The 24925-nt window shown below is 60.2% G+C and carries 23 protein-coding genes; 15 read left to right on the forward strand and 8 right to left on the reverse strand.

Annotation, left to right across the window (positions count from 1 at the left end; all coding sequences use genetic code 11):
* Positions 1–24: 24 nt before the first annotated feature.
* The 3 genes from ftsX to ftsY are packed head-to-tail and all read right to left on the reverse strand — an operon-like array spanning position 25 to position 3211.
* Positions 25–1047, reverse strand: a complete 1023-nt coding sequence (gene ftsX, locus ACA053_RS27525; protein WP_497394113.1) for a permease-like cell division protein FtsX — start codon at positions 1045–1047, stop codon at positions 25–27.
* Positions 1044–1715, reverse strand: a complete 672-nt coding sequence (gene ftsE, locus ACA053_RS27530) for a cell division ATP-binding protein FtsE (protein WP_010466809.1) — start codon at positions 1713–1715, stop codon at positions 1044–1046. The genes ftsX and ftsE overlap by 4 nt, the downstream gene beginning before the upstream one ends.
* Complete coding sequence (ftsY, locus tag ACA053_RS27535; protein ID WP_497394114.1) at positions 1712–3211, reverse strand: signal recognition particle-docking protein FtsY; 1500 nt, start codon at positions 3209–3211, stop codon at positions 1712–1714. The genes ftsE and ftsY overlap by 4 nt, the downstream gene beginning before the upstream one ends.
* Positions 3212–3555: 344 nt before the next feature.
* Between ftsY and ACA053_RS27540 the strand changes: the two genes are divergently transcribed.
* From ACA053_RS27540 to ACA053_RS27560, 5 genes are read left to right on the forward strand one after another with little or no spacing between them, the layout of a single operon-like run.
* Positions 3556–4911 carry a M16 family metallopeptidase gene (locus ACA053_RS27540; protein ID WP_109635615.1) on the forward strand — a complete coding sequence of 452 codons (1356 nt, stop codon included), beginning with the start codon at positions 3556–3558 and terminating at the stop codon, positions 4909–4911.
* Positions 4904–6394 (forward strand): M16 family metallopeptidase, encoded by a 1491-nt coding sequence (locus ACA053_RS27545; protein ID WP_497394115.1) that lies wholly within the window; start codon positions 4904–4906, stop codon positions 6392–6394. The genes ACA053_RS27540 and ACA053_RS27545 overlap by 8 nt, the downstream gene beginning before the upstream one ends.
* On the forward strand, positions 6394–7005 hold the full coding sequence (rsmD, locus tag ACA053_RS27550; RefSeq protein WP_109635619.1) for a 16S rRNA (guanine(966)-N(2))-methyltransferase RsmD: 612 nt from the start codon (positions 6394–6396) through the stop codon (positions 7003–7005). Before ACA053_RS27545 ends, rsmD begins: the two co-directional genes overlap by 1 nt.
* Before the next feature lie 56 nt (positions 7006–7061).
* Positions 7062–8060: a hydrolase gene (locus tag ACA053_RS27555; RefSeq protein WP_497394116.1), complete on the forward strand. Its 999-nt coding sequence runs from the start codon at positions 7062–7064 to the stop codon at positions 8058–8060.
* A gap of 3 nt (positions 8061–8063) precedes the next feature.
* Complete coding sequence (locus ACA053_RS27560) at positions 8064–8903, forward strand: AraC family transcriptional regulator (RefSeq protein ID WP_497394117.1); 840 nt, start codon at positions 8064–8066, stop codon at positions 8901–8903.
* 31 nt (positions 8904–8934) lie between these two features.
* On the opposite strand, the gene ACA053_RS27565 is transcribed toward ACA053_RS27560, so the two are convergent.
* Both ACA053_RS27565 and ACA053_RS27570 read right to left on the reverse strand, forming a co-directional pair.
* The gene (locus ACA053_RS27565; RefSeq protein ID WP_497394119.1) at positions 8935–9789 is read right to left on the reverse strand and encodes a sulfurtransferase; all 855 of its coding nucleotides are present in this window, start codon (positions 9787–9789) and stop codon (positions 8935–8937) included.
* 33 nt (positions 9790–9822) lie between these two features.
* On the reverse strand, positions 9823–10494 hold the full coding sequence (locus ACA053_RS27570) for a TetR/AcrR family transcriptional regulator (RefSeq protein WP_109635625.1): 672 nt from the start codon (positions 10492–10494) through the stop codon (positions 9823–9825).
* A 148-nt stretch (positions 10495–10642) separates the two neighbouring features.
* Here ACA053_RS27570 and ACA053_RS27575 point away from each other — a divergent pair, with 148 nt between their 5' ends.
* From ACA053_RS27575 to ACA053_RS27595, 5 genes are all read left to right on the forward strand, one after another.
* Positions 10643–12073, forward strand: coding sequence for a coniferyl aldehyde dehydrogenase (locus ACA053_RS27575; protein WP_497394121.1), 1431 nt, complete (start codon positions 10643–10645; stop codon positions 12071–12073).
* A gap of 27 nt (positions 12074–12100) precedes the next feature.
* Positions 12101–12646, forward strand: a complete 546-nt coding sequence (locus ACA053_RS27580; protein WP_109635628.1) for a twin-arginine translocation pathway signal protein — start codon at positions 12101–12103, stop codon at positions 12644–12646.
* A gap of 160 nt (positions 12647–12806) precedes the next feature.
* Positions 12807–14402 carry a GMC family oxidoreductase gene (locus ACA053_RS27585; protein ID WP_497394122.1) on the forward strand — a complete coding sequence of 532 codons (1596 nt, stop codon included), beginning with the start codon at positions 12807–12809 and terminating at the stop codon, positions 14400–14402.
* 115 nt (positions 14403–14517) lie between these two features.
* Positions 14518–14997 (forward strand): pantetheine-phosphate adenylyltransferase, encoded by a 480-nt coding sequence (gene coaD / locus ACA053_RS27590; RefSeq protein WP_109635631.1) that lies wholly within the window; start codon positions 14518–14520, stop codon positions 14995–14997.
* A 102-nt stretch (positions 14998–15099) separates the two neighbouring features.
* On the forward strand, positions 15100–15351 hold the full coding sequence (locus ACA053_RS27595; RefSeq protein ID WP_048722619.1) for a YfhL family 4Fe-4S dicluster ferredoxin: 252 nt from the start codon (positions 15100–15102) through the stop codon (positions 15349–15351).
* Positions 15352–15511: 160 nt separating this feature from the next.
* On the opposite strand, the gene ACA053_RS27600 is transcribed toward ACA053_RS27595, so the two are convergent.
* The 3 genes from ACA053_RS27600 to ACA053_RS27610 are packed head-to-tail and all read right to left on the reverse strand — an operon-like array spanning position 15512 to position 17563.
* Positions 15512–15835 (reverse strand): multidrug transporter, encoded by a 324-nt coding sequence (locus tag ACA053_RS27600; RefSeq protein ID WP_497394123.1) that lies wholly within the window; start codon positions 15833–15835, stop codon positions 15512–15514.
* 54 nt (positions 15836–15889) lie between these two features.
* A complete protein-coding gene (gene mutM / locus ACA053_RS27605) occupies positions 15890–16702 on the reverse strand; it encodes a bifunctional DNA-formamidopyrimidine glycosylase/DNA-(apurinic or apyrimidinic site) lyase (RefSeq protein WP_497394124.1) in 813 nt (270 codons plus the stop codon).
* Positions 16703–16747: 45 nt separating this feature from the next.
* Positions 16748–17563 carry an HDOD domain-containing protein gene (locus tag ACA053_RS27610; RefSeq protein WP_497396252.1) on the reverse strand — a complete coding sequence of 272 codons (816 nt, stop codon included), beginning with the start codon at positions 17561–17563 and terminating at the stop codon, positions 16748–16750.
* 310 nt (positions 17564–17873) lie between these two features.
* On the opposite strand from ACA053_RS27610, the gene ACA053_RS27615 reads away from it, so the two are divergent.
* From ACA053_RS27615 to ilvD, 5 genes are all read left to right on the forward strand, one after another.
* Positions 17874–19070: a class I SAM-dependent rRNA methyltransferase gene (locus tag ACA053_RS27615; RefSeq protein ID WP_003195152.1), complete on the forward strand. Its 1197-nt coding sequence runs from the start codon at positions 17874–17876 to the stop codon at positions 19068–19070.
* Positions 19071–19496: 426 nt separating this feature from the next.
* On the forward strand, positions 19497–20576 hold the full coding sequence (locus ACA053_RS27620) for a SagB family peptide dehydrogenase (protein WP_497394126.1): 1080 nt from the start codon (positions 19497–19499) through the stop codon (positions 20574–20576).
* The gene (locus ACA053_RS27625; protein WP_497394128.1) at positions 20573–21550 is read left to right on the forward strand and encodes a diiron oxygenase; all 978 of its coding nucleotides are present in this window, start codon (positions 20573–20575) and stop codon (positions 21548–21550) included. The genes ACA053_RS27620 and ACA053_RS27625 overlap by 4 nt, the downstream gene beginning before the upstream one ends.
* Positions 21543–22751, forward strand: a complete 1209-nt coding sequence (locus ACA053_RS27630) for a multidrug effflux MFS transporter (RefSeq protein WP_497394129.1) — start codon at positions 21543–21545, stop codon at positions 22749–22751. The genes ACA053_RS27625 and ACA053_RS27630 overlap by 8 nt, the downstream gene beginning before the upstream one ends.
* Positions 22752–23009: 258 nt before the next feature.
* Positions 23010–24851 carry a dihydroxy-acid dehydratase gene (ilvD, locus tag ACA053_RS27635; protein ID WP_007945541.1) on the forward strand — a complete coding sequence of 614 codons (1842 nt, stop codon included), beginning with the start codon at positions 23010–23012 and terminating at the stop codon, positions 24849–24851.
* Positions 24852–24925: the final 74 nt, after the last annotated feature.

Raw genomic sequence — 24925 nt, forward strand, 5'->3', positions numbered from 1 at the left:
AAGGTCAATACGAGCAAAATGATACTACTTAGGCGCAAGCTCCCTCAGGTGGCGTGCGACTGCAATCCATGCACCGATATACCCCAACAGCACCGCGCCAAGCAAGAGAGACAGACCATCGGCCACTGGCACTCCGGCCAATGCGAAATCACTGCCGTACAAACCGGCCAGCCCGACGACCGCGTCGTTCAGCCAATCAAGGCCAAACGCCAATACGCCCCATGAAAGAATCCCCGCACCGAAGCCATAAAGCGCACCCATATAAAGAAAGGGCCTGCGCACATAGCTGTCCGTGCCGCCGACGAGTTTAATCACTTCTATCTCTGTGCGGCGGTTTTCAATATGAAGACGAATGGTATTGCCTATCACCAAAAGTAATGCAGAAACCAGAAGCACGGTCAGACCGAAGACAAAACGGTCACCCAGCTTGAGGATCGCTGCCAGACGCTCGACCCAGACTAGATCAAGTTGCGCCTGTTGTACCTTCGGCAACTCGGAAAGTTTTTGTCGTAATGCTTCAAGCGTGGGCTTGTCGACCTCGTTCGGCGTTACCAGAACCACGCCAGGCAGCGGGTTTTCCGGCAATTCCTTGAGCGCCTCGCCCAGGCCGGACTGTTGCTGGAACTCTTCCAGCGCCTGATCACGACCGACATATTCCGCATCTGCCACACCAGGCATGCCTTTGATCTGCTCACGCAACGATTCGCCTTCAGCAGGGCTGGCCTCGAGTTGCAGGTACAGGGAAATCTGCGCCGCTCGCTGCCAGGAGCCGCCCAGACGCTCGACGTTACTTAGCAAAAGTGACAAGCCCATTGGCAAACTCAGGGCAACCGCCATCACCATGCAGGTGAAAAAGCTGCCGATCGGCTGCTTGCCCAATCGACGCAGGCTGTCCAGCAAACTTGCGCGATGACTTTCAACCCAGGCGCGGAACAGCGTGGCGAAATCCGGGCCGTCGTCATCGTCGCGTTTTTTCTTCTGCGGTTGCGGATCGGCGGCTTTCGGCGCCACACGCTCGGAAACCTTGGGGCTGCGTGTCGCACTCATACGCCCGCCTCCCCGTCGCCGATCAATCGGCCGCGTTGCAGGGTCAGCATGCGATGACGCATGCGGGCAATCAGCGCGAGGTCGTGACTGGCGATCAGCACGCTGGTGCCCAGACGGTTGATGTCTTCGAACACGCCCATGATCTCGGCCGCCAGGCGCGGGTCGAGGTTACCGGTCGGTTCGTCCGCCAGCAGCAAGGCCGGACGATGGACGATGGCGCGAGCGATGCCGACGCGCTGTTGCTGACCGGTGGACAGGTCGCCGGGGTACAGATCGGTTTTATCCGACAGCGCCACGCGCTCAAGTGCCGAATCGACGCGCTTGACGATCTCGGCCTTCGACAGACCGAGGATCTGTAGGGGCAGCGCAACGTTGTTGAACACCGTGCGATCGAACAGCAACTGGTGATTCTGGAACACCACCCCGATCTGCCGGCGCAAGTAAGGAATCTGCGCGTTGCTGATGGTGGCGAGGTCCTGGCCGGCCAGCAGCAATTTGCCGGTGGTCGGACGCTCCATCGCCAGCAGTAGCCGCAACAAGGTGCTTTTACCGGCGCCGGAATGGCCGGTCACAAACAAAAACTCCCCCCGACGGACTCGAAAACTCAGCTCATGCAAGCCGACGTGACCGTTCGGGTAGCGTTTACCGACCTGTTCGAAACGAATCATGAACGCTCCCGCTCGGCAAACAGTGCCTGGACAAAGGGTTCTGCTTCAAAAGTACGCAAGTCGTCGATGCCTTCACCGACGCCGATGTAGCGAATCGGCAAACCAAACTGCTTGGCCAGGGCGAAAATCACCCCGCCCTTGGCGGTGCCGTCGAGCTTGGTCAACGCCAGACCGGTCAGTTCGACGGTCTGGTTGAATTGCTTGGCCTGGCTGATGGCGTTTTGGCCAGTACCGGCGTCGAGCACCAGCAGCACCTCGTGCGGCGCGTCGGCGTCGAGTTTGCTGATGACACGGCGAACCTTCTTCAACTCTTCCATCAGGTTGTCTTTGGTGTGCAGGCGACCGGCGGTGTCGGCGATCAGCACGTCAATGCCACGGGCCTTGGCGGCTTGCACGGCATCGAAGATAACCGAAGCCGAGTCGGCGCCGGTGTGCTGGGCGATGACCGGGATCTTGTTGCGCTCGCCCCACACCTGCAATTGCTCGACAGCGGCGGCGCGGAAGGTGTCACCGGCCGCGAGCATGACTTTCTTGCCTTCGAGTTGCAGTTTCTTCGCCAGTTTGCCGATGGTGGTGGTCTTGCCGGCACCGTTGACGCCGACCACCAGAATCACGAAAGGCTTGTTCTGGGAGATGATTTTCAGCGGCTGCTCGACAGGCTTGAGCATTGCGGCGAGTTCAGCCTGCAGGGATTTGTACAGCGCGTCGGCGTCGGCCAGCTCTTTGCGCGCGACCTTCTGGGTCAGGCGCTGAATGATCACCGAGGTCGCCTCGACGCCAACGTCGGCGGTCAGCAGACGGGTTTCGATGTCTTCGAGCAACTCGTCATCGATGATTTTCTTGCCGAGGAACAGGCTGGCCATGCCTTCGCCGATGCTGGCGCTGGTCTTGGACAGGCCTTGCTTGAGGCGAGCGAAGAAACCGGCTTTGGTTTCTTCGGTGCGCGGCGGCTCGGCCGGGACTTCGACGGGAACGGCGGGCGCGGCGACTACCGGGGCAATCACGGGGGCAGGCGCAGGCGCTTCAACCACAGGAGCGACGAACGCAGGAATCACCGGTTCTGGAGCTACCGGCTCAGGTTCGGCCACGACAACTGGCGCAACGACAGGCTCGATAACCGGCGCCTGAACAGGCTCTGGCGCAAAGGCCGTCGGGGCAGGAATCGGCGGCGTCACATGCGGCGCCAGTGCATCTTCGACCAAGGCCACCGGCTCTTCCGCCACCGGCAACGTCAACCACGGCTCTGGAGCGGGTGCCAGCGGCTGCTCGGCAATCACTTCGGGTTCAATCTCAGCCAGCGGTTGCAGCACTGGCTCGGCAATCGGCAGGACAACCGGCGCCGGCTCTTCTTCTATTACCGGCGCTGGTGTGGGCTCAGGCAGTGGTTGTGGCTGTTCGACGACGGGTTCCTGCGGCTTTTTGCGCAGCCATCCGAACAGGCTTTTCTTCTCGCCAGCCGCAGCTGGGGTCTTCTTGTCGTCGTTGGAACCAAACATGGAGGACGGCTATCTCACGGTAGCGACGCGCCTAAGGGCGCCCCGGCAAATAAATATTCGATGCAGAACAGACTGCGATTGACCCAGCTTGTTCACGCGCAACATTTTGTCGAGGTGCAAACTGCACCTCAAAGGTTGACTAATACGAAGGACTGGAACGGCATCGTCGGCGAAAACGCAGAGTTTAGCTGACAAACTCAAAGCTTCCGCAGGTAACCCATACAACCTTCCGGCCGATCAAAGGCCTGATAGGCGTGGCCGCCAGTAAAACGGACCAGTATCCTAGCACCCTCTCGCCCGCCGACGCTAAGACCTAGCGGGCAGTCCCAAAGGTTTAAAAACGAATGAATGCTTTAGCCCGCCGCGCTGCAGGCCTGCTGCTCAGCACAGTTTGTCTGCCCCTCTCGGCCCTGGCTGCCGATCCACAACCCACCCACGAATTCACTCTGGATAACGGCCTGAAGGTCGTTGTGCGCGAAGACCATCGCGCGCCAGTGGTGGTTTCCCAAGTCTGGTACAAGGTCGGCTCAAGTTACGAGACGCCGGGCCAGACCGGTTTGTCCCACGCCCTGGAGCACATGATGTTCAAGGGCAGCGAGAAAGTCGGCCCGGGTGAAGCTTCGCTGATCCTGCGCGACCTCGGCGCCGAAGAAAATGCGTTCACCAGCGATGACTTCACTGCTTATTACCAAGTGCTGGCCCGCGACCGCCTCGGCGTGGCCTTCGAGCTGGAAGCCGACCGCATGGCCAGCCTGCGTCTGCCGGCCGACGAGTTCGCCCGTGAGATCGAAGTCATCAAGGAAGAACGTCGCCTGCGCACCGACGACAAGCCGATGTCCAAAGCCTACGAGCGCTTCAAGGCCATGGCTTACCCGGCCAGCGGTTACCACACGCCGACCATCGGCTGGATGGCTGACCTGGACCGCATGAAAGTCGAAGAGCTGCGCCACTGGTACCAATCCTGGTACGTGCCGAACAACGCCACGCTGGTGGTGGTCGGCGACGTGACCCCGGACGAGGTCAAAACCCTGGCCCAGCGTTATTTCGGTCCGATTGCCAAACGCGACGTGCCACCGGCGAAAATCCCTGTGGAACTGGCCGAGCCCGGCGAACGCCAGATCACTCTGCACGTGCAGACCCAACTGCCGAGCCTGATGCTGGGCTTCAACGTGCCGAGCATCGCCACCGCTGAAGACAAACGCTCGGTCAACGCCTTGCGCCTGATCTCGGCCCTGCTCGACGGTGGCTACAGCGGACGCATCCCGACGCAACTGGAACGCGGCGAAGAGCTGGTGTCTGGCGGTTCGTCGAGTTACGACGCCTACACCCGCGGCGACAGCCTGTTCACCCTGTCGGCCACGCCGAACATCCAGAAAAAGAAAACCATGGCCCAGACCGAAGCGGGCCTGTGGAAGCTGCTCGAACAGCTGAAAACCACCGCGCCGTCCGCCGAAGAACTGGAACGCGTCCGCGCCCAGGTCATCGCTGGCCTGGTCTACGAGCGTGACTCGATCACCAGCCAGGCCACCTCCATCGGCCAACTGGAAACCGTCGGCCTGTCCTGGAAGCTCATGGACACCGAACTCGCCGACCTCGAAAGCGTGACACCGGAAGATATCCAGAAAGCCGCCAAGCTGTATTTCACCCGCGAACGTCTCAGCGTCGCCCATGTACTGCCACTGGAGACGACTCATGAGTGAGCGTAAAAAACCCCGTCTGGCCCTGATCGGCCTGATCGCAGCCGTGCTGATCGGCTCCGCTGCGTTTTATCTGTCGAAAAGCGATGACACCAAGGCCAGCGAAGCGCTCGACAAGGCCAAGTCCAGCCAGAAGCTGCAATCGCTGACCGAACTCGACGGCAAGGCACCGAGCCACCGTTCGCTCGACGTCCAGACCTGGAACACCGCCGAAGGCGCCAAGGTGATGTTCGTCGAAGCCCGCGAGCTGCCGATGTTCGACCTGCGCCTGATCTTCGCCGCCGGCAGTAGCCAGGACGGCAACGCGCCCGGTCTCGCGATGCTGACCAACGCGATGCTCAACGAAGGGGTGGCCGGTAAAGATGTCGGCGCCATCGCTCAGGGCTTCGAAGGCCTGGGCGCAGACTTTGGCAACGGCGCGTTCAAGGACATGGCACTGGCTTCCCTGCGCAGCCTCAGCGCCGCGGACAAGCGCGAACCTGCGCTGAAGCTGTTCTCTGAAGTCGTCGGCAAGCCGACCTTCCCTGCCGACTCCTTTGCGCGCATCAAGAATCAGATGCTCGCCGGTTTCGAATACCAGAAGCAGAACCCCGGCAAACTGGCGAGCCTGGAGCTGATGAACCGCTTGTACGGCGATCACCCCTATGCACACTCCAGCGACGGCACGGCGAAAACCGTTCCGGCGATTACTGCGGCGCAACTCAAGGCGTTCCACGAGAAAGCTTACGCAGGTGGCAATGTGGTGATTGCGCTGGTGGGTGACTTGTCCCGCGCTGAAGCCGAAGCGATTGCCGCGCAAGTCTCCAGCGCGCTGCCAAAAGGCCCGGCTTTACCGAAAATCCCGCAGCCTGAAGAACCGAAAGCCAGCATCGGGCATATCGAGTTCCCGTCCAAGCAAACCAACCTGATGCTCTCGCAACTGGGCATCGACCGTGACGATCCGGACTACGCTGCGCTCTCCCTGGGCAACCAGATCCTCGGCGGTGGTGGTTTTGGCACTCGCTTGATGAGCGAAGTGCGCGAGAAGCGTGGCCTGGCATACGGCGTGTATTCGGGCTTCACCCCGATGCAGGCGCGCGGCCCGTTCATGATCAACTTGCAAACCCGCGCCGAGATGAGCGAAGGCACGCTGAAACTGGTGCAGGACGTCCTCGCCGACTACCTTAAAACCGGCCCGACCGAGAAAGAACTCGACGATGCCAAGCGTGAACTGGCCGGCAGCTTCCCGTTGTCCACCGCCAGCAACGCCGATATCGTTGGGCAACTGGGCGCGATGGGTTTCTACAACCTGCCGCTGAGTTATCTCGATGACTTCATGCGTGAGTCGCAGAGCCTGACCGTCGAACAAGTCAAAGTTGCACTGAACAAACACCTGAGCACGGACAAAATGGTCATCGTCAGCGCTGGCCCGACCGTGCCGCAAAAGCCGTTACCGGCCCCAACTGATAAACCTGCCGAGCAGCCGCTCGGGGTTCCGGAGCATTAATGGCCACTCGTCCTAAAAAACCCGTTCACAACGTACACAACGGCGTGAACCAACTGCGCATCATCGGTGGCGAATGGGGCAGCCGCAAGCTCAGCTTCCCGGACGCCCCGGGTCTGCGCCCGACCCCGGACCGGGTGCGTGAAACCCTGTTCAACTGGCTCGCGCCGTACGTGGCCGGAGCCAAAGTGTTTGACCCGTTCGCCGGCAGCGGCGCGTTGTTCCTCGAGGCCCTGTCCCGTGGCGCCGCGATGGGTCAGGCGCTGGACGCCAGCAACATCGCGGTCGCCAGCATCAAGGAACACCTGGGAACACTGCGCTGCACCACCGGCCAGATCCAGACCGCCGATGCGCTGCGCTATCTGGAAACCCAGACCGCGACCGCTTACGACTTGGTGTTCCTCGACCCGCCGTTCAACCAGGATCTGTTGCCGACCGTGTGCACGCTGCTTGAAGAGCGTCAGTGGCTGGCCAATGAAGCCTGGATCTACACTGAAAGCGAAAACGCGCCGTCGAGCCTTGGCTTGCCGGGCAACTGGCGCCTGCACCGGGAGCAGAAATCCGGGCGGGTGTATTACGCATTGTGGCAACGTATGGCAGAGATCGCCGGTTAATCGACCGGCCTGAAAAAGGTGCGCACCGGTTGCGCACCGCTGCATCGAGAGCAATCGTGTCCTTTCCGTCAGAACGCTTCACCCCCGCCTTCGGCCTCGGCAACCCGCACCTGCAAACCTTGTGGGGACCGCTGTGGCGCAAAACCACGCACATCGAACGCGAGCGCGAGCGCTTGTGGCTTGAGGATGGCGACTTTCTCGACTTGGACTGGCACGGCCCACACACCGTCGATGCGCCGCTTGTGCTGGTGCTGCACGGGCTGACCGGTTCTTCAAATTCGCCTTACGTGGCCGGGGTGCAGAAAGCGCTCGGTGCCCAGGGTTGGGCCAGCGTCGCATTGAACTGGCGTGGCTGTTCGGGCGAGCCGAATCTGTTGGCACGCAGCTACCATTCCGGTGCCAGTGAAGACTTGGCCGAAGCCATCAAACACCTGCGGGCCAAGCGCCCTCTCGCCCCGCTCTATGCGGTCGGCTATTCCCTGGGCGGCAATGTCTTGCTCAAGCATTTGGGCGAAACCGGCAGTGACAGTGGCGTGTCAGGTGCGGTGGCGGTGTCGGTGCCCTTTCGTCTCGATCATTGCGCCGATCGCATCGGCCAGGGTTTTTCCAAGGTGTATCAGGCGCATTTCATGCGCGAGATGGTCGCCTACATCAAGAACAAGCAGCGCCAGTTCCAGCATGACGGGCGCGAGGATGGACTGGCGGCATTGGCGGCGCTGGGCTCGCTCGAGAACATGCGCACGTTCTGGGACTTCGATGGCCGGGTCACGGCGCCGCTCAATGGTTTTGTCGATGCCGAGGATTACTATCGCCGCGCTTCGAGCCGGTACTTCCTTGGAGAGATTCGCACGCCAACCCTGATCATCCAGGCGGCCGACGATCCTTTTGTGTTCCCCCATAGTCTGCCGCAAGCGTCGGAATTGTCCGCCTCCACTCAATTCGAGCTGCAAGCCAAAGGCGGGCATGTCGGTTTTGTCGATGGCTCGTTCCGGCAACCGGGTTATTACCTGGAACGGCGGATTCCGCAGTGGCTGAGCACCGTGGGTCGCGGGTAAGCCATGGACGCCGATCAGGGCGAGTCGATCCGTTTCTGGCAAACGGCGCCGTTAGCCGGCGTCGAGTTATTGTCCGCACGCTACATCGAACATCGCTTCGCGCCCCATGTGCATGACGGTTATGTGATCGGCATGATCATGGCCGGCGCCCAGCGTTATCGCTATCGCGGCGCCGAACACCTGGCCGGCAGCGGCACGCTGGTGTTGATCAACCCCGATGAACTGCACACCGGCCACAAAGGCACGGAGGATGGCTGGTTGTACCGGGCGTTTTACCCGGACAGCGGGCAGATTCTCTCGCTGCTGGACGAACTGGAGTTGCCGACCACCAACCTGCCGGGGTTTGGCGCGACGCTGTATCGCGATCCGGATCTGGTGAAGGGTTTCTGCCAATTGCATCGTTTGCTGGAAAGTCCGTCCACGGCCCTGCAACAGCAAACGGTCTGGCGCGAGATGATGCTGTTGTTGCTGCAACGCCATGCGGCCGTGCCGGTTGCCGGCAAACCCGGCAAGGAACACCGGGCAGTGACGCTGGCCAAGGACCTGCTGCAAGCGCAATTAGCCGCGCCACCTTCGCTGGAAGAACTGGCGGCAGCGGTCAACCTGTCACCGTTCCACTTCGCCCGGGTGTTCCGCCGCTCCACGGGCATGCCACCGCACACCTGGCTGATGCAGCAACGCATCGCTCGGGCGCGGGTGTTATTACAGAATGGGTGTTTGCCGCTGGAGGTTGCGACGCAGCTGGGATTTGCCGACCAGAGTCATCTGAGTCGGCAGTTCAAGCAGGTTTACGGGGTGGGGCCGGGGGCGTATCGCAGTGCCCGGCAATTACATAAATCTTGAAAACGACGGTGATCCCACAGGGGATCAGCGTTTATTCGCCGATGGCAACGCCGTGTTGAGGATCGTTGATCCACTCGCTCCACGACCCGGCGTACAACGAACCCAACGGATAACCCGCCAGGCACAGTGCGAACAGGTTATGGCAAGCCGTGACGCCGGATCCGCAGTACGCCACCAGATCAGCCGGCGCACGATCGCCGAGTTTCGCGGCAAAGCGCTGCTTGAGTTGCTCAGCCGGCAAGAAACGCCCGTCGCTACCCAGGTTCTCGGTGAACGCCGCACATTGCGCGCCGGGGATGTGCCCGGCAACCGGGTCGATCGACTCGACTTCGCCCTTGAAACGCGGCAATGCCCGGGCATCGAGCAAGGTCAGCGCGGGTTGGCCGAGACGTTGTTGAAGCTCTTCAGCACTCACGATCAGCGCATTGTCCGGCGTCCCGTTGAAGGTGCCACGCTCGATATCACAAGCATCCAGACTCAGCGGCAAACCCGCCGCGTGCCAGGCCTTGAGCCCGCCATCGAGGATGAACACGCCGTCACGCTTGCCCAGCCAGGCCAGCAACCACCAGGCCCGCGCCGCGTAGGCACCGGGGCCGTCATCGTACAAAACCACTTTACTGTCGGCGTTGATACCCCAGGCTTGCAGGCGTTCGATCAAGTCTTCAGGTTCAGGCAGCGGATGGCGCCCGGTCACCCCCTTGACCACGGTCCCGCTCAAATCACGCTCAAGATCGGCGAAGCTCGAACCGGCGATATGCCCTTCGGCATAGCTGCGCTGGCCGTAGTCCGGGTCTTCGAGGGCAAAACGACAATCCAGAATCACCAGCCCAGGCTGCTCCTTTTTCAGGTCCAACGCTTGCGGGCTGATCAGTTGCGCAATGGGCATAACGGGCTCCTGTGATTAAGTCGGTCTTAGATCCTACTGCACTTCTTCCAGGGCCTGGGCCAGTGGCACGTAAAACTCTTCATACAACGCGTTGACCGCGTCGCGTGACTGGTCCGTGACGAAACCGGCCTCAAGCACCAGCACCTGATACACCCCACGTTTAATCGCCTGCTCGCTCAGGTGATTGGAGTTTTCCCGCGTGGTGCACAGAAAACGCACCCAGGATGTCAGGATAATCCAGGCATTGAGCGTCAGGGATTCGATCTGGACCTTGTCCATTTGCAGGATGCCGGCGTCGACGAAGGCGGCGTAGATGTGGGTGCCATGGATCAGGCAGCGCTGGGAGAAACGCCGATAACGGGCGGCCAGTTCTGGATCGCTGTCGAGCAAATGCTCAAGATCTCGATGCAAAAACCGGTAGCGCCACATCGCCGCCAGCAGCTCCTGAAGGTAGAAGCGCTTGTCTTCCACCGTGGACGCGCGGCCCTGGGGCGGGCGCAGGAAGCTGTCCACCAGGCTTTCGTACTCACTGAACAGCACGGCGATAATCGCCTGCTTGTTGGGGAAGTGGTAGTACAGGTTGCCCGGAGAAATCTCCATGTGGGCAGCAATGTGGTTGGTGCTGATGCTGCGCTCGCCCTGTTGATTAAACAGCTCCAGGCTGTTCTGCACGATGCGCTCGCTGGTTTTGATCCGAGGGGCCATGGCTTGAGCTTTAATTCAGAGTGCGTTGGCGGGCATCTTACGACCTATCGGCGAGTGGATAAAACCATGCTGTACTCAGGATGTCATTTGACTTTCTAGAGCATAGACTCTAAAAAGTGCCTCATTACAACAAAAACCGGAGCCGATCATGACCGCCGACATCGCTTACCTGCAGAACCTGCAACAGCCTCTGGACGAGCTCCAGGCCCTGTTCGATGCGCAGCGTACGGCGTATGCAGCCAACCCGATGCCGCCGGCCGCCCAGCGCCAGCAATGGCTCAAAGCCCTGCGGGATCTGCTGAGCAATGAACGCCAGGCCTTGATCGATGCCATCAGCCAGGACTTCAGCCACCGCAGCGCCGATGAAACCCTGCTCGCCGAACTGATGCCCAGCCTGCACGGCATCCATTACGCCAGTCAGCACCTCAAAGGCTGGATGAAAGCTTCGCGGCGCAAGGTCGGCATCGCGTTTCAGCCGGCGTCGGCCAAAGTGGTTTACCAACCGCTGGGCGTGGTCGGCGTGATCGTGCCCTGGAACTACCCGCTGTACCTGGCCATCGGGCCGTTGGTGGGCGCGTTATCGGCGGGCAATCGGGTGATGCTCAAACTCAGTGAATCGACCCCCGCCACCGGCCTGCTGCTCAAGGAGTTGCTGGGCCGGATCTTCCCGCAAGACCTGGTCTGCGTGGTGCTGGGCGAGGCGGATATCGGTGTCGCGTTCTCCCGACTGCGTTTCGATCACCTGCTGTTCACCGGAGCCACCAGTATCGGCAAATACGTGATGCGCGCGGCGGCTGAAAACCTGACGCCGGTGACGCTTGAGCTGGGTGGCAAATCCCCGGCCATCGTGTCCCTTGACGTGCCGCTCAAGGACGCCGCCGAACGCATCGCTTTCGGCAAGACCCTCAATGCCGGACAAACCTGCGTGGCCCCGGACTACGTGCTGGTGCCGGAAGATCGCGTGGGCGCTTTCGTCGAAGCCTATCGGCACGCGGTTCGCGGGTTCTATCCGACACTGGCCGACAACCCGGACTACACCGCCATCATCAATGACCGGCAACTGGCGCGGCTCAACGACTACGTCAGCGACGCCACCAGCAAAGGCGCGCTGCTGATTCCGTTGTTCGATCAGGGCCAGGGACGGCGCATGAGCCATAGCCTGCTGCTCAACGTCAGCGACGACATGACCGTGATGCAGGACGAAATCTTTGGCCCGCTGCTGCCGATCGTGCCGTACAAGACGCTTGATGAGGCGTTTGCCTACATCAATCAGCGACCTCGTCCGCTGGCGCTGTATTACTTCGGCTACGACAAGCGCGAACAAAACCGCGTCCTCCACGAAACCCATTCCGGCGGCGTTTGCCTCAACGACACCTTGCTGCACGTGGCGCAGGACGATATGCCGTTCGGCGGCATCGGCGCCTCGGGCATGGGCCACTACCACGGCCACGAAGGCTTCCTGACCTTCAGCAAGGCTAAAGGCGTGCTGATCAAGCAACGTTTCAACGCGGCGAAACTGATTTACCCCCCGTACGGAAAAGCCATTCAGAAACTGATCCAGAAACTGTTTATCCGCTAACGATCACGCCGCCGGGTAATAACAATAATGAGCCCAAGCCTGTCCGATACACCCGCGCTGTCACGGCGCGGCCTGCTTAAATTCAGCCTCGGCGCGAGTGCTTTCCTGGCCACCGCCGGAGTGGGTGCGAGCCTCAGCGGCTGCTCATCGAGCATCCCGGCCAGTGGTTTCGCGATTTTGCGCAGCGGTGACCTGCTGTTTCTGCGGGCGCTGATCCCGGTGATGATCGAGGGCGCCGTGGCTGCCGAGAAGATGCCGAAGGCCGTCGATGAAACCCTGCACTGCCTGGATAACGGTCTGAATCACCTGTCGCCGGAAATGCTCAAGCTCACTCAGCAATTGTTCGACGTGCTGGGGATGGCAGTGACCCGCGGACCACTGACCGGGATCTGGGGCAGTTGGGAAAACGCCAGCGCCGATGAGATCCGGCACTTTCTCGATCGCTGGGAAAACAGTTCGTTGAGCCTGTTGCGCATGGGGCATAGCTCATTGCTGCAACTGGTGATGATGGCGTGGTACAGCCGCGCGGAATCGTGGGTGCATTGCGGGTATCCCGGACCGCCTACAGTTTGAGACCGAGGCGCCCCCTTCGCGGGCAAGCCACGCTCCCACAGGATTTGAGGTGGACCACCTTTTTGTGAACGACTCGGAACCTGTGGGAGCGGGCTTGCTCGCGAAGACGTCAGCCGCCTCACCACCGCATCCAAACCCATAACAACAAGAGAACCCGAAGATGCCCGTACCCGACCCGTTCCGCGAAGGCATGGCCCGTGGCTGGAAAACCTACAACGGCTCGCAACTGACCCAGGACCTGACTCTCGAAGCGGACGTGGCGATCATCGGCAGCGGCGCGGGCGGCGGCACCACCGCGGAAATCCTCAGCGCCGCGGGCTACAAGGTTCTGCTGATCGAAGAAGGCCCGCTCAAGACCAGCAGCGACTTCAAGATGCTCGAAGACCAGGCTTACACCAACCTCTATCAGGAAGGCATCGGCCGCATGAGCAAGGACGGCGCGATCACCATCCTCCAGGGCCGCGCGGTAGGCGGCACGACGTTGATCAACTGGACATCAAGCTTTCGCACCCCCGACCCGACGCTTGAGCATTGGGCCAAGGAGCATGACGTCAAAGGCCACAGCCCGGCCGAGATGGCGCCGTGGTTCGAGAAAATGGAACAACGCCTGGGCGTTGCGCCGTGGATGGTTCCGCCCAACGCCAACAACGACGTGATCCGCAAAGGCTGCGAACAACTCGGATACGCCTGGCATGTGATCCCGCGCAACGTGCGCGGTTGCTGGAACCTTGGCTATTGCGGCATGGGCTGCCCGACCAACGCCAAGCAATCGATGATGGTCACGACCATTCCCGCGACCCTGGAAAAAGGCGGCGAGCTGCTCTATCTGGCCCGCGCCGAAAAGCTCTCGATCAAGGACGGCCAGGTCACGGGCCTGCAATGCATGGCGATGGACGACCGTTGCGTCGCGCCTACCGGACGTACGATTACGGTCAAGGCGCGGCATTACGTGCTGGCGGGCGGCGGGATCAACAGCCCGGCGCTGCTCCTGCGCTCGGAAGCGCCCGATCCGCACAAACGGTTGGGCAAACGCACGTTCCTGCATTTGGTGAACATGTCTGCCGGGCTGTTCGACGAGGTGATCAATCCGTTCTACGGTGCGCCGCAGTCGATCTATTCCGACCATTTCCAATGGCAGGACGGCACCACCGGCAAGATGTCCTACAAACTCGAAGTCCCGCCGCTGCACCCGGCGCTGGCCGCCACTTTGCTCGGTGGTTTCGGCAAGGAAAACGCCGCGCACATGGAAAACCTGCCCCACACCCACGCGATGCTGGCGCTGTTACGCGATGGTTTTCATCCGGACAGTCCCGGCGGCAACGTCGAATTACGCGGCGACAACACGCCGGTGCTCGACTATCAGGTTTCACCCTATGCCTGGGACGGCTTGCGCCGGGCTTTCCACAGCATGGCCGAGATCCAGTTCGCCGGTGGCGCCAACGCGGTGATGCCGATGCACGCCGACGCGCGCTACGTGAAAACCCTGGCGGAAGCGCGCACGTTGATCGACGGTTTGAGCCTTGAGTTGTATCGCACCCGCCTGGGCAGCGCTCATGTGATGGGCGGTTGCGCCATGGGCGAGGACCCGAAAAACGCCGTGACCGACAGCCTCGGCCGGCACCACCAGATCAGCAATCTGTCGATCCACGACGGCTCGCTGTTCCCCACCAGCATTGGCGCAAACCCGCAATTGTCGGTCTACGGGCTGACGGCGCAACTGGCGACTTCCCTCGCCGAACGTTTGAAAAACCCATGAAAACCGAGAATATTCCAATCGTCTATAGTGCTTTCTTACCCAACAGGCGACTTGGCCGACCGGGAAGGCTGCGATACCATCCGACTCCCCAACGGACTCCCGCCAGGACGACGCGATGAACCGAGTGTTGTACCCAGGTACCTTCGACCCTATTACCAAGGGCCATGGCGACTTGGTCGAACGCGCCGCGCGCCTGTTCGATCATGTGATCATCGCCGTCGCTGCCAGCCCGAAGAAAAACCCGTTGTTTCCCCTGGAACAACGAGTGGCGCTGGCCCGCGAGGTCACTAAACATCTGCCGAACGTTGAAGTCGTCGGCTTCTCGACGTTGCTGGCGCACTTTGCCAAAGAGAAGAACGCCAACGTGTTCCTGCGTGGCTTGCGCGCGGTGTCGGACTTCGAATACGAATTCCAGCTGGCCAACATGAACCGCCAACTGGCGCCGGATGTGGAAAGTCTGTTTCTTACCCCGTCCGAGCGTTATTCGTTCATTTCCTCGACGCTGGTCCGTGAAATCGCAGCGTTGGGCGGCGATATCACCAAGTTCGTCCACCCTGCGGTGGCGGATGCCCTCACCGAACGCTTCAAGAAGTAACGACCGCTCAAGCGGCGCCCGCGTGCACTGTGGGCGCCAATGCGGCACAATTGCGCGCATTGGTTTATTGCGCCCGGGCCTTGCGCCCCGGCTGGAGTTAGCATGTCCCTGATCATCACCGACGATTGCATCAACTGCGACGTCTGCGAACCCGAGTGCCCGAACGCCGCCATTTCCCAAGGCGAAGAGATCTACGTGATCGACCCGAACCTGTGCACGCAGTGTGTCGGCCACTACGACGAGCCTCAGTGCCAGCAAGTGTGCCCGGTGGATTGCATTCCACTGGATGAAGCACATCCGGAGACTGAAGAGCAGTTGATGGCCAAGTATCGGGTTATTACCGGGAAGGCTTGAGGCAGGCTTTTTTGTAGCGCCTGTGCCGGCCTCATCGCGAGCAGGCTCGCTCCCACAGTGGACTTGTGGTGTTCACATCATTTGATTCACAACACAAATCAAATGTGGGAGCGAGCCTGCTCGCGATGAGGCCATCAGGTATACCGAAGATGTAACTGATTCACTCCCGCTGCTCAAACCCCTCCCCGATACACCCCAGGCACCTTACAAACGCAGCCCTCGCCGGATCAACCACCAACGCCTGCCCCGCATCGCCAACTCCGCCACCCAGCGCGGTAAACGGCAACGACACCACAAACGCCCCGGCACCGATCACCGTCGCCACGACCAGCAAGGGTCGGGCGATCAATAAGTCGCCGAGCATGGCGTAGGCCGGGGGATTCTGGATGGTATAGCGCGGGTCACCGCTGCCGCTACTTGCCGCCAGCGCGGGCGCACCGACGCTCAGCAGCAGCGCAACAACAAGGGTTCGAAACGAATTCATGGCACGGTCCTTCGGCTAGGCAGTGAGAACACTGACTATAGACCGTCGGACGTATCAGCTCTGGCAGCGTGGGCAAAAGACGCTCGCGCGCTGCCCCAGTTTCACTTCGCGCAGTTCAGTGCCACAGACTTTGCAGGGCTGACTGCCCCGGCCGTAGACGAACAATTCCTGCTGGAAATACCCTGGCTGACCGTCGCCGCCGATAAAGTCCCGCAGCGTAGTACCACCACGCTCGATGGCGGCGGCCAGAATGCGTTTGATCTCGATCGCCAGCTTCAAATAGCGCGCCCGGGAAATGCTCCTGGCTTCGCGACGCGGGTCGATGCCGGCGGCGAACAGCGCTTCGGTCGCATAAATATTGCCGACGCCGACCACCACCGCGTTATCCATGATGAACGGCTTGACCGCCATGGATCGTCCGCGAGACTGCTGGAACAAGCGATCGCCATCAAACAGGTCGGTCAACGGCTCCGGCCCCAGGCGAATCAGCAGTTCATGGTTGAGCGGATCGAGGCTCCAAAGCATCGCGCCGAACCGACGCGGGTCGGTATAACGCAGGGCCAGCCCGGACTCGAGTTCGATGTCCACGTGCTCATGCTTGGCCGCCGGCATACCGACTTCTACCAGTCGCAGATTGCCCGACATGCCCAAATGGCTGATCAGCGTGCCGACTTCGGCATTGATCAACAGGTACTTGGCCCGCCGCTCCACCAGCACGATGCGCTGACCGGACAGGCGCACATCGAGGTCTTCAGGAATCGGCCAGCGCAAGCGGCGGTCACGCACGATTACCCGGCTGACGCGCTGGCCTTCCAGGTGCGGCGCAATCCCGCGGCGGGTGGTTTCGACTTCCGGCAGTTCAGGCATGGTGTTCTCGAATCAGGGCTCTCGAATAAATGAAGCAGTCGATGCTCAGCGGTGAGCGCCGAGGTCGCGAATCGTTTGCTTGAGGGTCTCGAAGTCGTAGTCCGAAAGGCCGACATAATCGAGCACCAGATGCCCGATGCAGTTCCATTCGTGGTCTTCGGTCTGATTACCCAGCACCCGGTAAGACGCACAAATGTGCTCGGCCATTTTCAGGATCGCCAGCAGGTTCTTGAGCTGGGCATTGCGCGAAGACTCATCGCTGAAGATCGCCAGGGCGTTGTGGTGATTGGCGATCGCGGCGGTCACATGCTCCGGCAGGCGCCAAGACTTGGCCGTGTAATAACCGACCACCGCGTGGTTGGTGTTGAACACCCGGTTCTCGGTGTCGACCACCCGGCATTCGGCGCTGGCGTTGGCGTAGGCCTCTTCCAGGACGATCATGTAATTGGGGAAACGCTGCAACATCAGCGGCACGCCGCAGTCGTGGAACAGCCCCAGCGCGTAGGCTTCATCGCCGGCCTGGGCGCCGATGCGCTTGGCCAGGGTCAGGCAGGTCATCGCCACGTCCTGAGCGGTATCCCAGAACCGGTTCAGGGTGACGATGGTGTCGTCATTCATCTCGCCCTTGATCGACTGCGCGTTGATCAGGTTGATGATCGAACGGCTGCCCAGCAGGTTCACCGCGCGCTGGATCGAGGCGATCTTGTTACTCAAGCCGTAATACGGCGAGTTGACGATCTTCAGCAAGGCGCCAGAGAGCCCCGGGTCCTGGGAGATCAGCTTCGCGATCACTTCCAGGTCCGGGTCGGGCATGTACTGCTCCATCTGCAAATCCACCATGATTTGCGGCTGGGCAGGCACGCTGATGCCTTGCAGGGACTGTTGAATCTGTTCGGAAGTCAGCTCTTGGGACATAAGTACACACTCTGGGCCAGGGGGCGATTCTAACCTTTATAAAGTTGGATCCGACACACTGGCCGACACATTGGCGAAAGTTTCATCGTTGGCGCTGCATTCAAAATCGCCTTCGCGAGCAGGCTCGCTCCAGGTCATGCGCTAACCCTGTGGGAGCGGGCTTGCTCGCGAAGGCGTCATCAGCGTTTCATCGCCCACCCAGCCCGCCACAACTCTCAACACGCTATACTCCCGCTCTTTTTTCCGGAGCGACGTCATGTCCCTGCCTAGCCTGCGCCTCAAAGCCAACGCCGACCGTCGCCTGCGAAACGGCCACTTGTGGGTCTACAGCAACGAAATCGATGTAGCGGCGACCCCTTTGCACGGTTTTCAAGCCGGCGACCAGGCGATCCTCGAAGCCGCCGGCGGCAAGACGCTGGGCATCGTGGCCATGAGCCCGAACAACTTGATTTGCGCCCGCCTGCTGTCGCGCGACATCAAGTTGCCGCTGGACAAGTCGCTGCTGGTCCATCGCCTGAACGTTGCGCTGTCCCTGCGCGATCGGCTGTTCGACAAGCCGTTCTATCGCCTGGTCTACGGCGACTCCGACCTGCTGCCAGGTCTGGTGGTCGATCGTTTCGGCGACATCCTTGTGGTGCAGATCGCGTCGGCGACCATGGAAGCCCATAAAGAAGACGTGATCGCCGCACTGACCCAAGTGCTCAAGCCAAGCGGCATTCTGTTCAAGAATGATTCCGCCGCCCGTGACGCCGAAGGCCTCAACCGTTATGTCGAAACCGTGTTCGGCCTGGTGCCGGAATGGGTCGCGCTGGAAGAGAACGGCGTGAAATTCGAAGCCCCGGTCATCCAGGGTCAGAAAACCGGCTGGTTCTACGACCACCGCATGAACCGCGCGCGCCTGGCCCCTTATGCCAAAGGCAAACGCGTGCTGGATCTGTACAGCTACATCGGCGGCTGGGGTGTGCAAGCGGCCGCGTTCGGTGCCAGTGAAGTGTTCTGCGTCGATGCCTCGGCCTTCGCCCTCGATGGCGTCGAGCGCAACGCCGCGCTGAACGGTTTCGCCGAGAAAATGACCTGCATCGAAGGCGACGTGTTCGAAGCCCTAAAAGAGCTGAAAGCCAGCGAAGAACGCTTTGACGTGATCGTTGCCGACCCGCCCGCCTTCATTAAACGCAAGAAAGACATGAAGAACGGTGAAGGCGCCTACCGCCGCCTGAACGAGCAAGCCATGCGCCTGCTCAGCAAGGACGGCATCCTGGTCAGTGCATCGTGCTCGATGCACCTGCCGGAAGACGATCTGCAGAACATTCTGCTGACCAGCGCTCGTCATCTGGACCGCAACATCCAGATGCTCGAGCGCGGCGGTCAGGGCCCGGATCACCCGGTTCACCCGGCCATTGCCGAAACCCGCTACATCAAGAGCATCACCTGCCGGTTGCTGCCAAACAGCTGATGACACCGGTTTGACGGGGAGCCAGCCGGCTCCCCGTTTTATTATCTGTTACTGACCCACCCTCAAACTTCCTACACTTTCGATCCTACAAACTTGCAGGACGTTTCTCTGCGTCTTTAACTTTAAAGAATACGACTGACAAAACTTGTTCACAACCTTGATCATTCCGACAAAATTACTGGAAGTTTCCTACCCAATATCGCCTTGATAAGCGCTCATAACGCTCTATCATTAAGCGTGTCACAACGAAGTGACACTCACTTTCAATTACAAGGAGTTCCAAATGAAAGCAATTACTCTGGAAGTTAACAGCATCGCCAACCTGGCTTTTCTGGTTGCCCCTAAAACCCGCTAAGTAAATGAGACGCTGGGGAGTGCCGGCTACCCAGCGTTTTCCATGGCCTTGCCCAGAGCGAAACGCCCATCATGCAGATCAGCCCTCACTTATTCATACTTCCTCGTACGCCCGGCCAAATAGTTTGGGATTACAAGAATCACAAGCAGTTTGAACTGAACCTCAAATATTCCACCCGCCTGGCAGAACTTGTCGACAACCCGGAAAAGTTCAACGAACGTAATACAATCGACACCCAACTACTGAACGCCGGAATACTGACAACAGTAACAACAGACAGTATTGAATGGGGCTGGGACGAACTCTCGAAAATATTTCATATCGGCACCAAGAACATCCCTTGCGAACACATCCCGCAAAATATTAATGAGTGGTCAAAACAATACCTTGATCATTGCACCGACGTGCTGAGCACACCCTCGCCGAAAGCCAGGCGCTCGGAACGCCTGGGAGGTGAGTTGATTGCCCTGCCAAAACCTTCCTGCCTGCCGGAAGGCTCCCTGGCAAATGCCTTGGTCAATCGCAAAACCTGCCGCACGTTTACCGGTGAAGCGGTTTCCCTCGAAGCAGTGAGTACATTGCTGTACCTGTCCCTCGGCTATCTGCATGAGCGCGAAAACGACATCGACGAAAGCATCGTCGAAGGTCTCGGCGCACGACGAAGCAGCCCGTCCGGTGGCGGACTGAATGCCTGCGAAGGCTTTCTCCTGGCGCAAAACGTCAGCGACCTGCAACCCGGCCTCTACGCCTACCACCCCGCCGGGCACGCACTGAGTTTCGTCAATCCGCTGCCCGCAGAGCCTTTGGGGCAATTGATGTGCGGGCAACACTTCATCAATAACCTGCCCGCAGGCCTGTTCATTACCAGTCGATTCGACAAGCTGTGGTGGAAGTACGAGCACTCACGGGCCTACCGAATGGCCTACGTCGAAGCCGGCCACATTTCTCAGACCTTTCAACTGGCGGCCACTTCGCTGGGGTTGAACACCTGGCTGACCGGCGCCTTGACCGATGATCGGGTCGAAGCGCTGTTGGGACTTGAAGACAGTGCAGAGCAACCACTGTTTTTTGTCGGCTGCGGCCAGAGCGACGGGCAAGTGATGTGCAAGGAGTTGAAAGCGCTGCTGAGCGATCGGGAGCAGGAACAATGACCGAGCCCCTCAACGACCCTGCGTCCTACCCCGCCTCATGGGCCAATCGTTTCACGCTTGGAGACTGGAATACCCGGGCCTCGGTGCGCATCAGCGACCACGCCTATCAACTGCCCTCGGACCTGGGACGGCAACTGGAAACCCGCCACTGGTTTCCGCCATCCTTTTTGCCTTACCTGAAACACCCGGCGGTCAAAGCGGCCGGCAGTTCGATTGTTCATCGCCTGACCGCCAATCATCTGGTGTACTTCCTCGACTACACCACCCTGCTCGAACACCGCATCGTCAACCGATCCGTGGAAACCATCGTCCACAACGAACTGGGCATTTCCATCCCCCCTCGGATGAAAACCGCCGCACTGCAGCTTTACACCGACGAGGCTTATCACGCGCTGTTCTCCAACACCCTCGCCGAGCAGATTGCCGACATTTACGGCATGACTGATCGCCCGGTCATGCCCCAGCGGATTGCCCGGCTGAACGCCCTGATCGACCGCACACCGGTCAAGCACAAGGCACTGGCGTGGTTTCTCGTCGGCTTCGTCTCGGAAACGATTATTGCCAAGGAACTGCTCGACGTTTGCCGCGACACATTGGTCAGTAGCGTTCAGGAAATGCTTCGGGACCACCTTGCCGACGAGGCACGGCACAGTCGCTACTTTTGCGAAGTATTCCATTATCTGTGGTTGCAACTGAGCTGCGGCCAACGCACGTTCACTGCCAGGCTGCTCCTGGAAATCCTGCTGGTTTTCTTTGAAGTCGATGAACGCTGGCTTGGCGAAAGCCTGTGCAGCGCCAGCCTGAGCGAAACGTCTGTCGCGCAAATCCTTTGTGATCTGACCGGCCCGCAAGCACAGCGCCTGCGCGCCCGATCGGGTGCAAGTGCCACGCTGGACGCCATGAAAAAAGCGGGCTTCTTCGATCTGCCTGCCAATCGGCAACTTTTCTACAGGGCAGGGCTTCTCGATGAATGACAGAAACCGTGTAGCCCGTGTCGCACAACTTCGTGTCATGGTCATTCTGTTGATGACCATGACACTGCTTGGCGTTTTCCCCCTGGATGTGGTGCTTCCGTCCTTTCCCGATCTTTCCGACTACTTTCGGACCTCGCCGTCCGATATCGCCCTGTCCGTCAGCCTGTTCGCCATTGGCCTGGCGTTGTCCGTGGTGCTGGTCGGACCGCTGTCCGACTTGTGGGGGCGCAAGAAGCTGCTACTGGCCGGTATCGCAATCGCGGTGATCGGTGCGGCGGGGTGCGTGGCGTCCCGCGAGTACAGCTGGTTTCTGTTCTTTCGGGTGATCCAGGCAGTGGGTTGCGGATCGTTCGTCCTGTCACAGGCACTGGTTCAGGATCTGTTCGTTGGCAAGGAACAGGAGCGAATCAGAATCTGGATGGTGACCGGCGGCGGGGTGTTCATTTCGATTTCGCCGCTGCTGGGGACGTGGTTGCAATTGCAGTTGGGCTGGCAGGGCAGCTTTTATGTGTTTATCACCCTGGCTGTCATTGTCTGGCTTAAAGCCTTTTTCCTGCTCAGGGAAAACTCGCACCTGCACAACCCGACACCTGAACGAATTTTCAGTGCCTATTGGCGGGTGTGCTCGGATGTTCGTTTCATGGGTTACTGGTTGATTTCAGCCTTGGCCTTCGCCTGCCATTTCTCGTTCATCGTCACTTCACCGATCATTTTCATGGAGCGGCTGGCGCTTTCACCTTACGAGTTTGCCTGGGCGTTGCTGCTGTATGGCGTGGCCTATGTGTTTGGAGGGATTGTCGCCAGCGCCCTGCATCGGCGGCTGCAGGCCAACACGCAGATAGTCATTGGCCTGGGACTGATCGCTTTGTCCGGGCTGGTCATGCTGTGGTTGGCGGAACAGTTCGGGCTCACTGCGGCGGTGGTGCTGATACCCATGCTGATTTGTACGGCAGGCACCACCATTGCCAGACCCATCGCCAACTCCAAAGCCATGAGTCTCTACCCACAGAATGCCGGAACCTCTACATCGGTCGGCGGCGTGTTGATTTTCATGTCCGGCGGCGTGATCAGCGTGGTGATCAACCTCGCCTCCGAAGATTTGACCACAGCGCTGGCCCTGTGCTTCCTGACTTTGAGTGCCACGGGTCTCGGCTTGAATGTATTGATTACACGACGGCATCTGGCGCTGAACCCGGGCTGAAACCTGCCAGTCGTCATCCCGCACGTTGTGTCAGCGCCGGATCAACGCTTCCCGGCATTCCCTCCTGACGCCAGCCGTGTAGAATCGCGACATTCATCGCCAGTCATCCCCCGGCGGGTTTATGAGCTCAAGCTGAAGCGCGCGGCGATCCCGCAAAGTTATCGGCAACTTCCGGACACACGGCCATTTCTGGGTGTTCCAGACGTCAATAGAAGCTCACTTCCCTTTTGATACCTGATTAGCCGCCCGGAGTGCTTCATGCCTGATTACCGCTCGAAAACATCCACCCATGGCCGCAACATGGCCGGCGCCCGCGCACTGTGGCGCGCCACGGGGATGAAAGATGACGACTTCAAAAAGCCGATCATCGCCATTGCCAACTCGTTCACCCAATTCGTACCGGGCCACGTCCACCTCAAGGACCTCGGCCAGCTGGTCGCCCGCGAAATCGAACGCGCCGGCGGTGTAGCGAAAGAATTCAACACCATCGCCGTGGATGACGGCATCGCCATGGGTCACGACGGCATGCTCTATTCGCTGCCGAGCCGCGAGATCATCGCTGACTCCGTCGAGTACATGGTCAACGCCCACTGCGCCGACGCCATCGTCTGCATTTCCAACTGCGACAAGATCACCCCCGGCATGCTGATGGCGTCTCTGCGCCTGAACATCCCGGTGATCTTCGTTTCCGGCGGCCCGATGGAAGCCGGCAAGACCAAACTGGCCAGCCACGGTCTCGACCTCGTCGACGCCATGGTCATCGCCGCCGACTCCAGCGCTTCTGACGAGAAAGTCGCTGAGTACGAGCGCAGCGCCTGCCCGACCTGTGGTTCGTGCTCCGGCATGTTCACCGCCAACTCGATGAACTGCCTGGTCGAAGCCCTGGGCCTGGCGTTGCCGGGCAACGGTTCGACCCTGGCCACCCACAGCGACCGCGAACAGCTGTTCCTGCAGGCCGGTCGCACCATCGTCGAGTTGTGCAAACGTTACTACGGCGAGAACGACGAATCGGTATTGCCGCGCAACATTGCCAACTTCAAGGCGTTCGAAAACGCCATGACCCTGGACATCGCCATGGGCGGCTCCACCAACACCATCCTGCATTTGCTGGCCGCCGCCCAGGAAGCCGAGATCGATTTCGACCTGCGCGACATCGACCGTCTCTCCCGCCACGTGCCGCAACTGTGCAAAGTCGCGCCGAACATCCAGAAGTACCACATGGAAGACGTGCACCGTGCCGGCGGGATCTTCAGCATCCTCGGCTCCCTGGCCCGTGGTGGTCTGCTGCACACCGACCTGCCGACCGTGCACAGCAAAACCCTGGCCGAAGGCATTGCCAAGTGGGACATCACCCAGACCGACGACGAAGCCGTGCATCACTTCTTCAAGGCCGGCCCTGCGGGCATCCCGACGCAGACCGCGTTCAGCCAGTCGACCCGCTGGGAAACCCTGGACGACGACCGTGAAAACGGCTGCATCCGCAGCGTCGAACACGCCTACTCGAAAGAAGGCGGCCTGGCCGTTCTCTACGGCAACATCGCGCTGGATGGTTGCGTGGTGAAAACCGCAGGCGTCGACGAGTCGATCCACGTGTTCGAAGGCAATGCGAAAATCTTCGAAAGCCAGGACAGCGCCGTACGCGGCATCCTCGCTGACGAAGTAAAAGCCGGCGACATCGTGATCATCCGTTACGAAGGCCCGAAAGGCGGCCCGGGCATGCAGGAAATGCTCTACCCGACGTCGTACCTGAAATCCAAAGGCTTGGGCAAAGCCTGCGCCCTGCTCACCGACGGTCGCTTCTCCGGCGGCACCTCGGGCCTGTCCATCGGCCACGCTTCGCCAGAAGCCGCTGCAGGCGGCGCGATTGGTCTGGTGCAGGACGGCGACAAAGTGCTGATCGACATTCCGAACCGCTCGATCAACCTGTTGATCAGCGACGAAGAAATGGCTGGGCGCCGCGCCGAGCAGGATCAGAAAGGCTGGAAGCCTGTGGAAAAACGTCCACGTAAAGTGACCACTGCGCTGAAGGCCTACGCTCTGCTGGCAACCAGCGCCGACAAGGGTGCCGTGCGTAACAAGGCGATGCTCGACGGGCTGTAAAACTTAACCGTCAAACAAAAAAAATGCCCCGCCAAGTGCGGGGCATTTTTTTGGACTGAACTCGATTAAATGTG

Source organism: Pseudomonas sp. LBUM1672 (assembly GCF_059695655.1).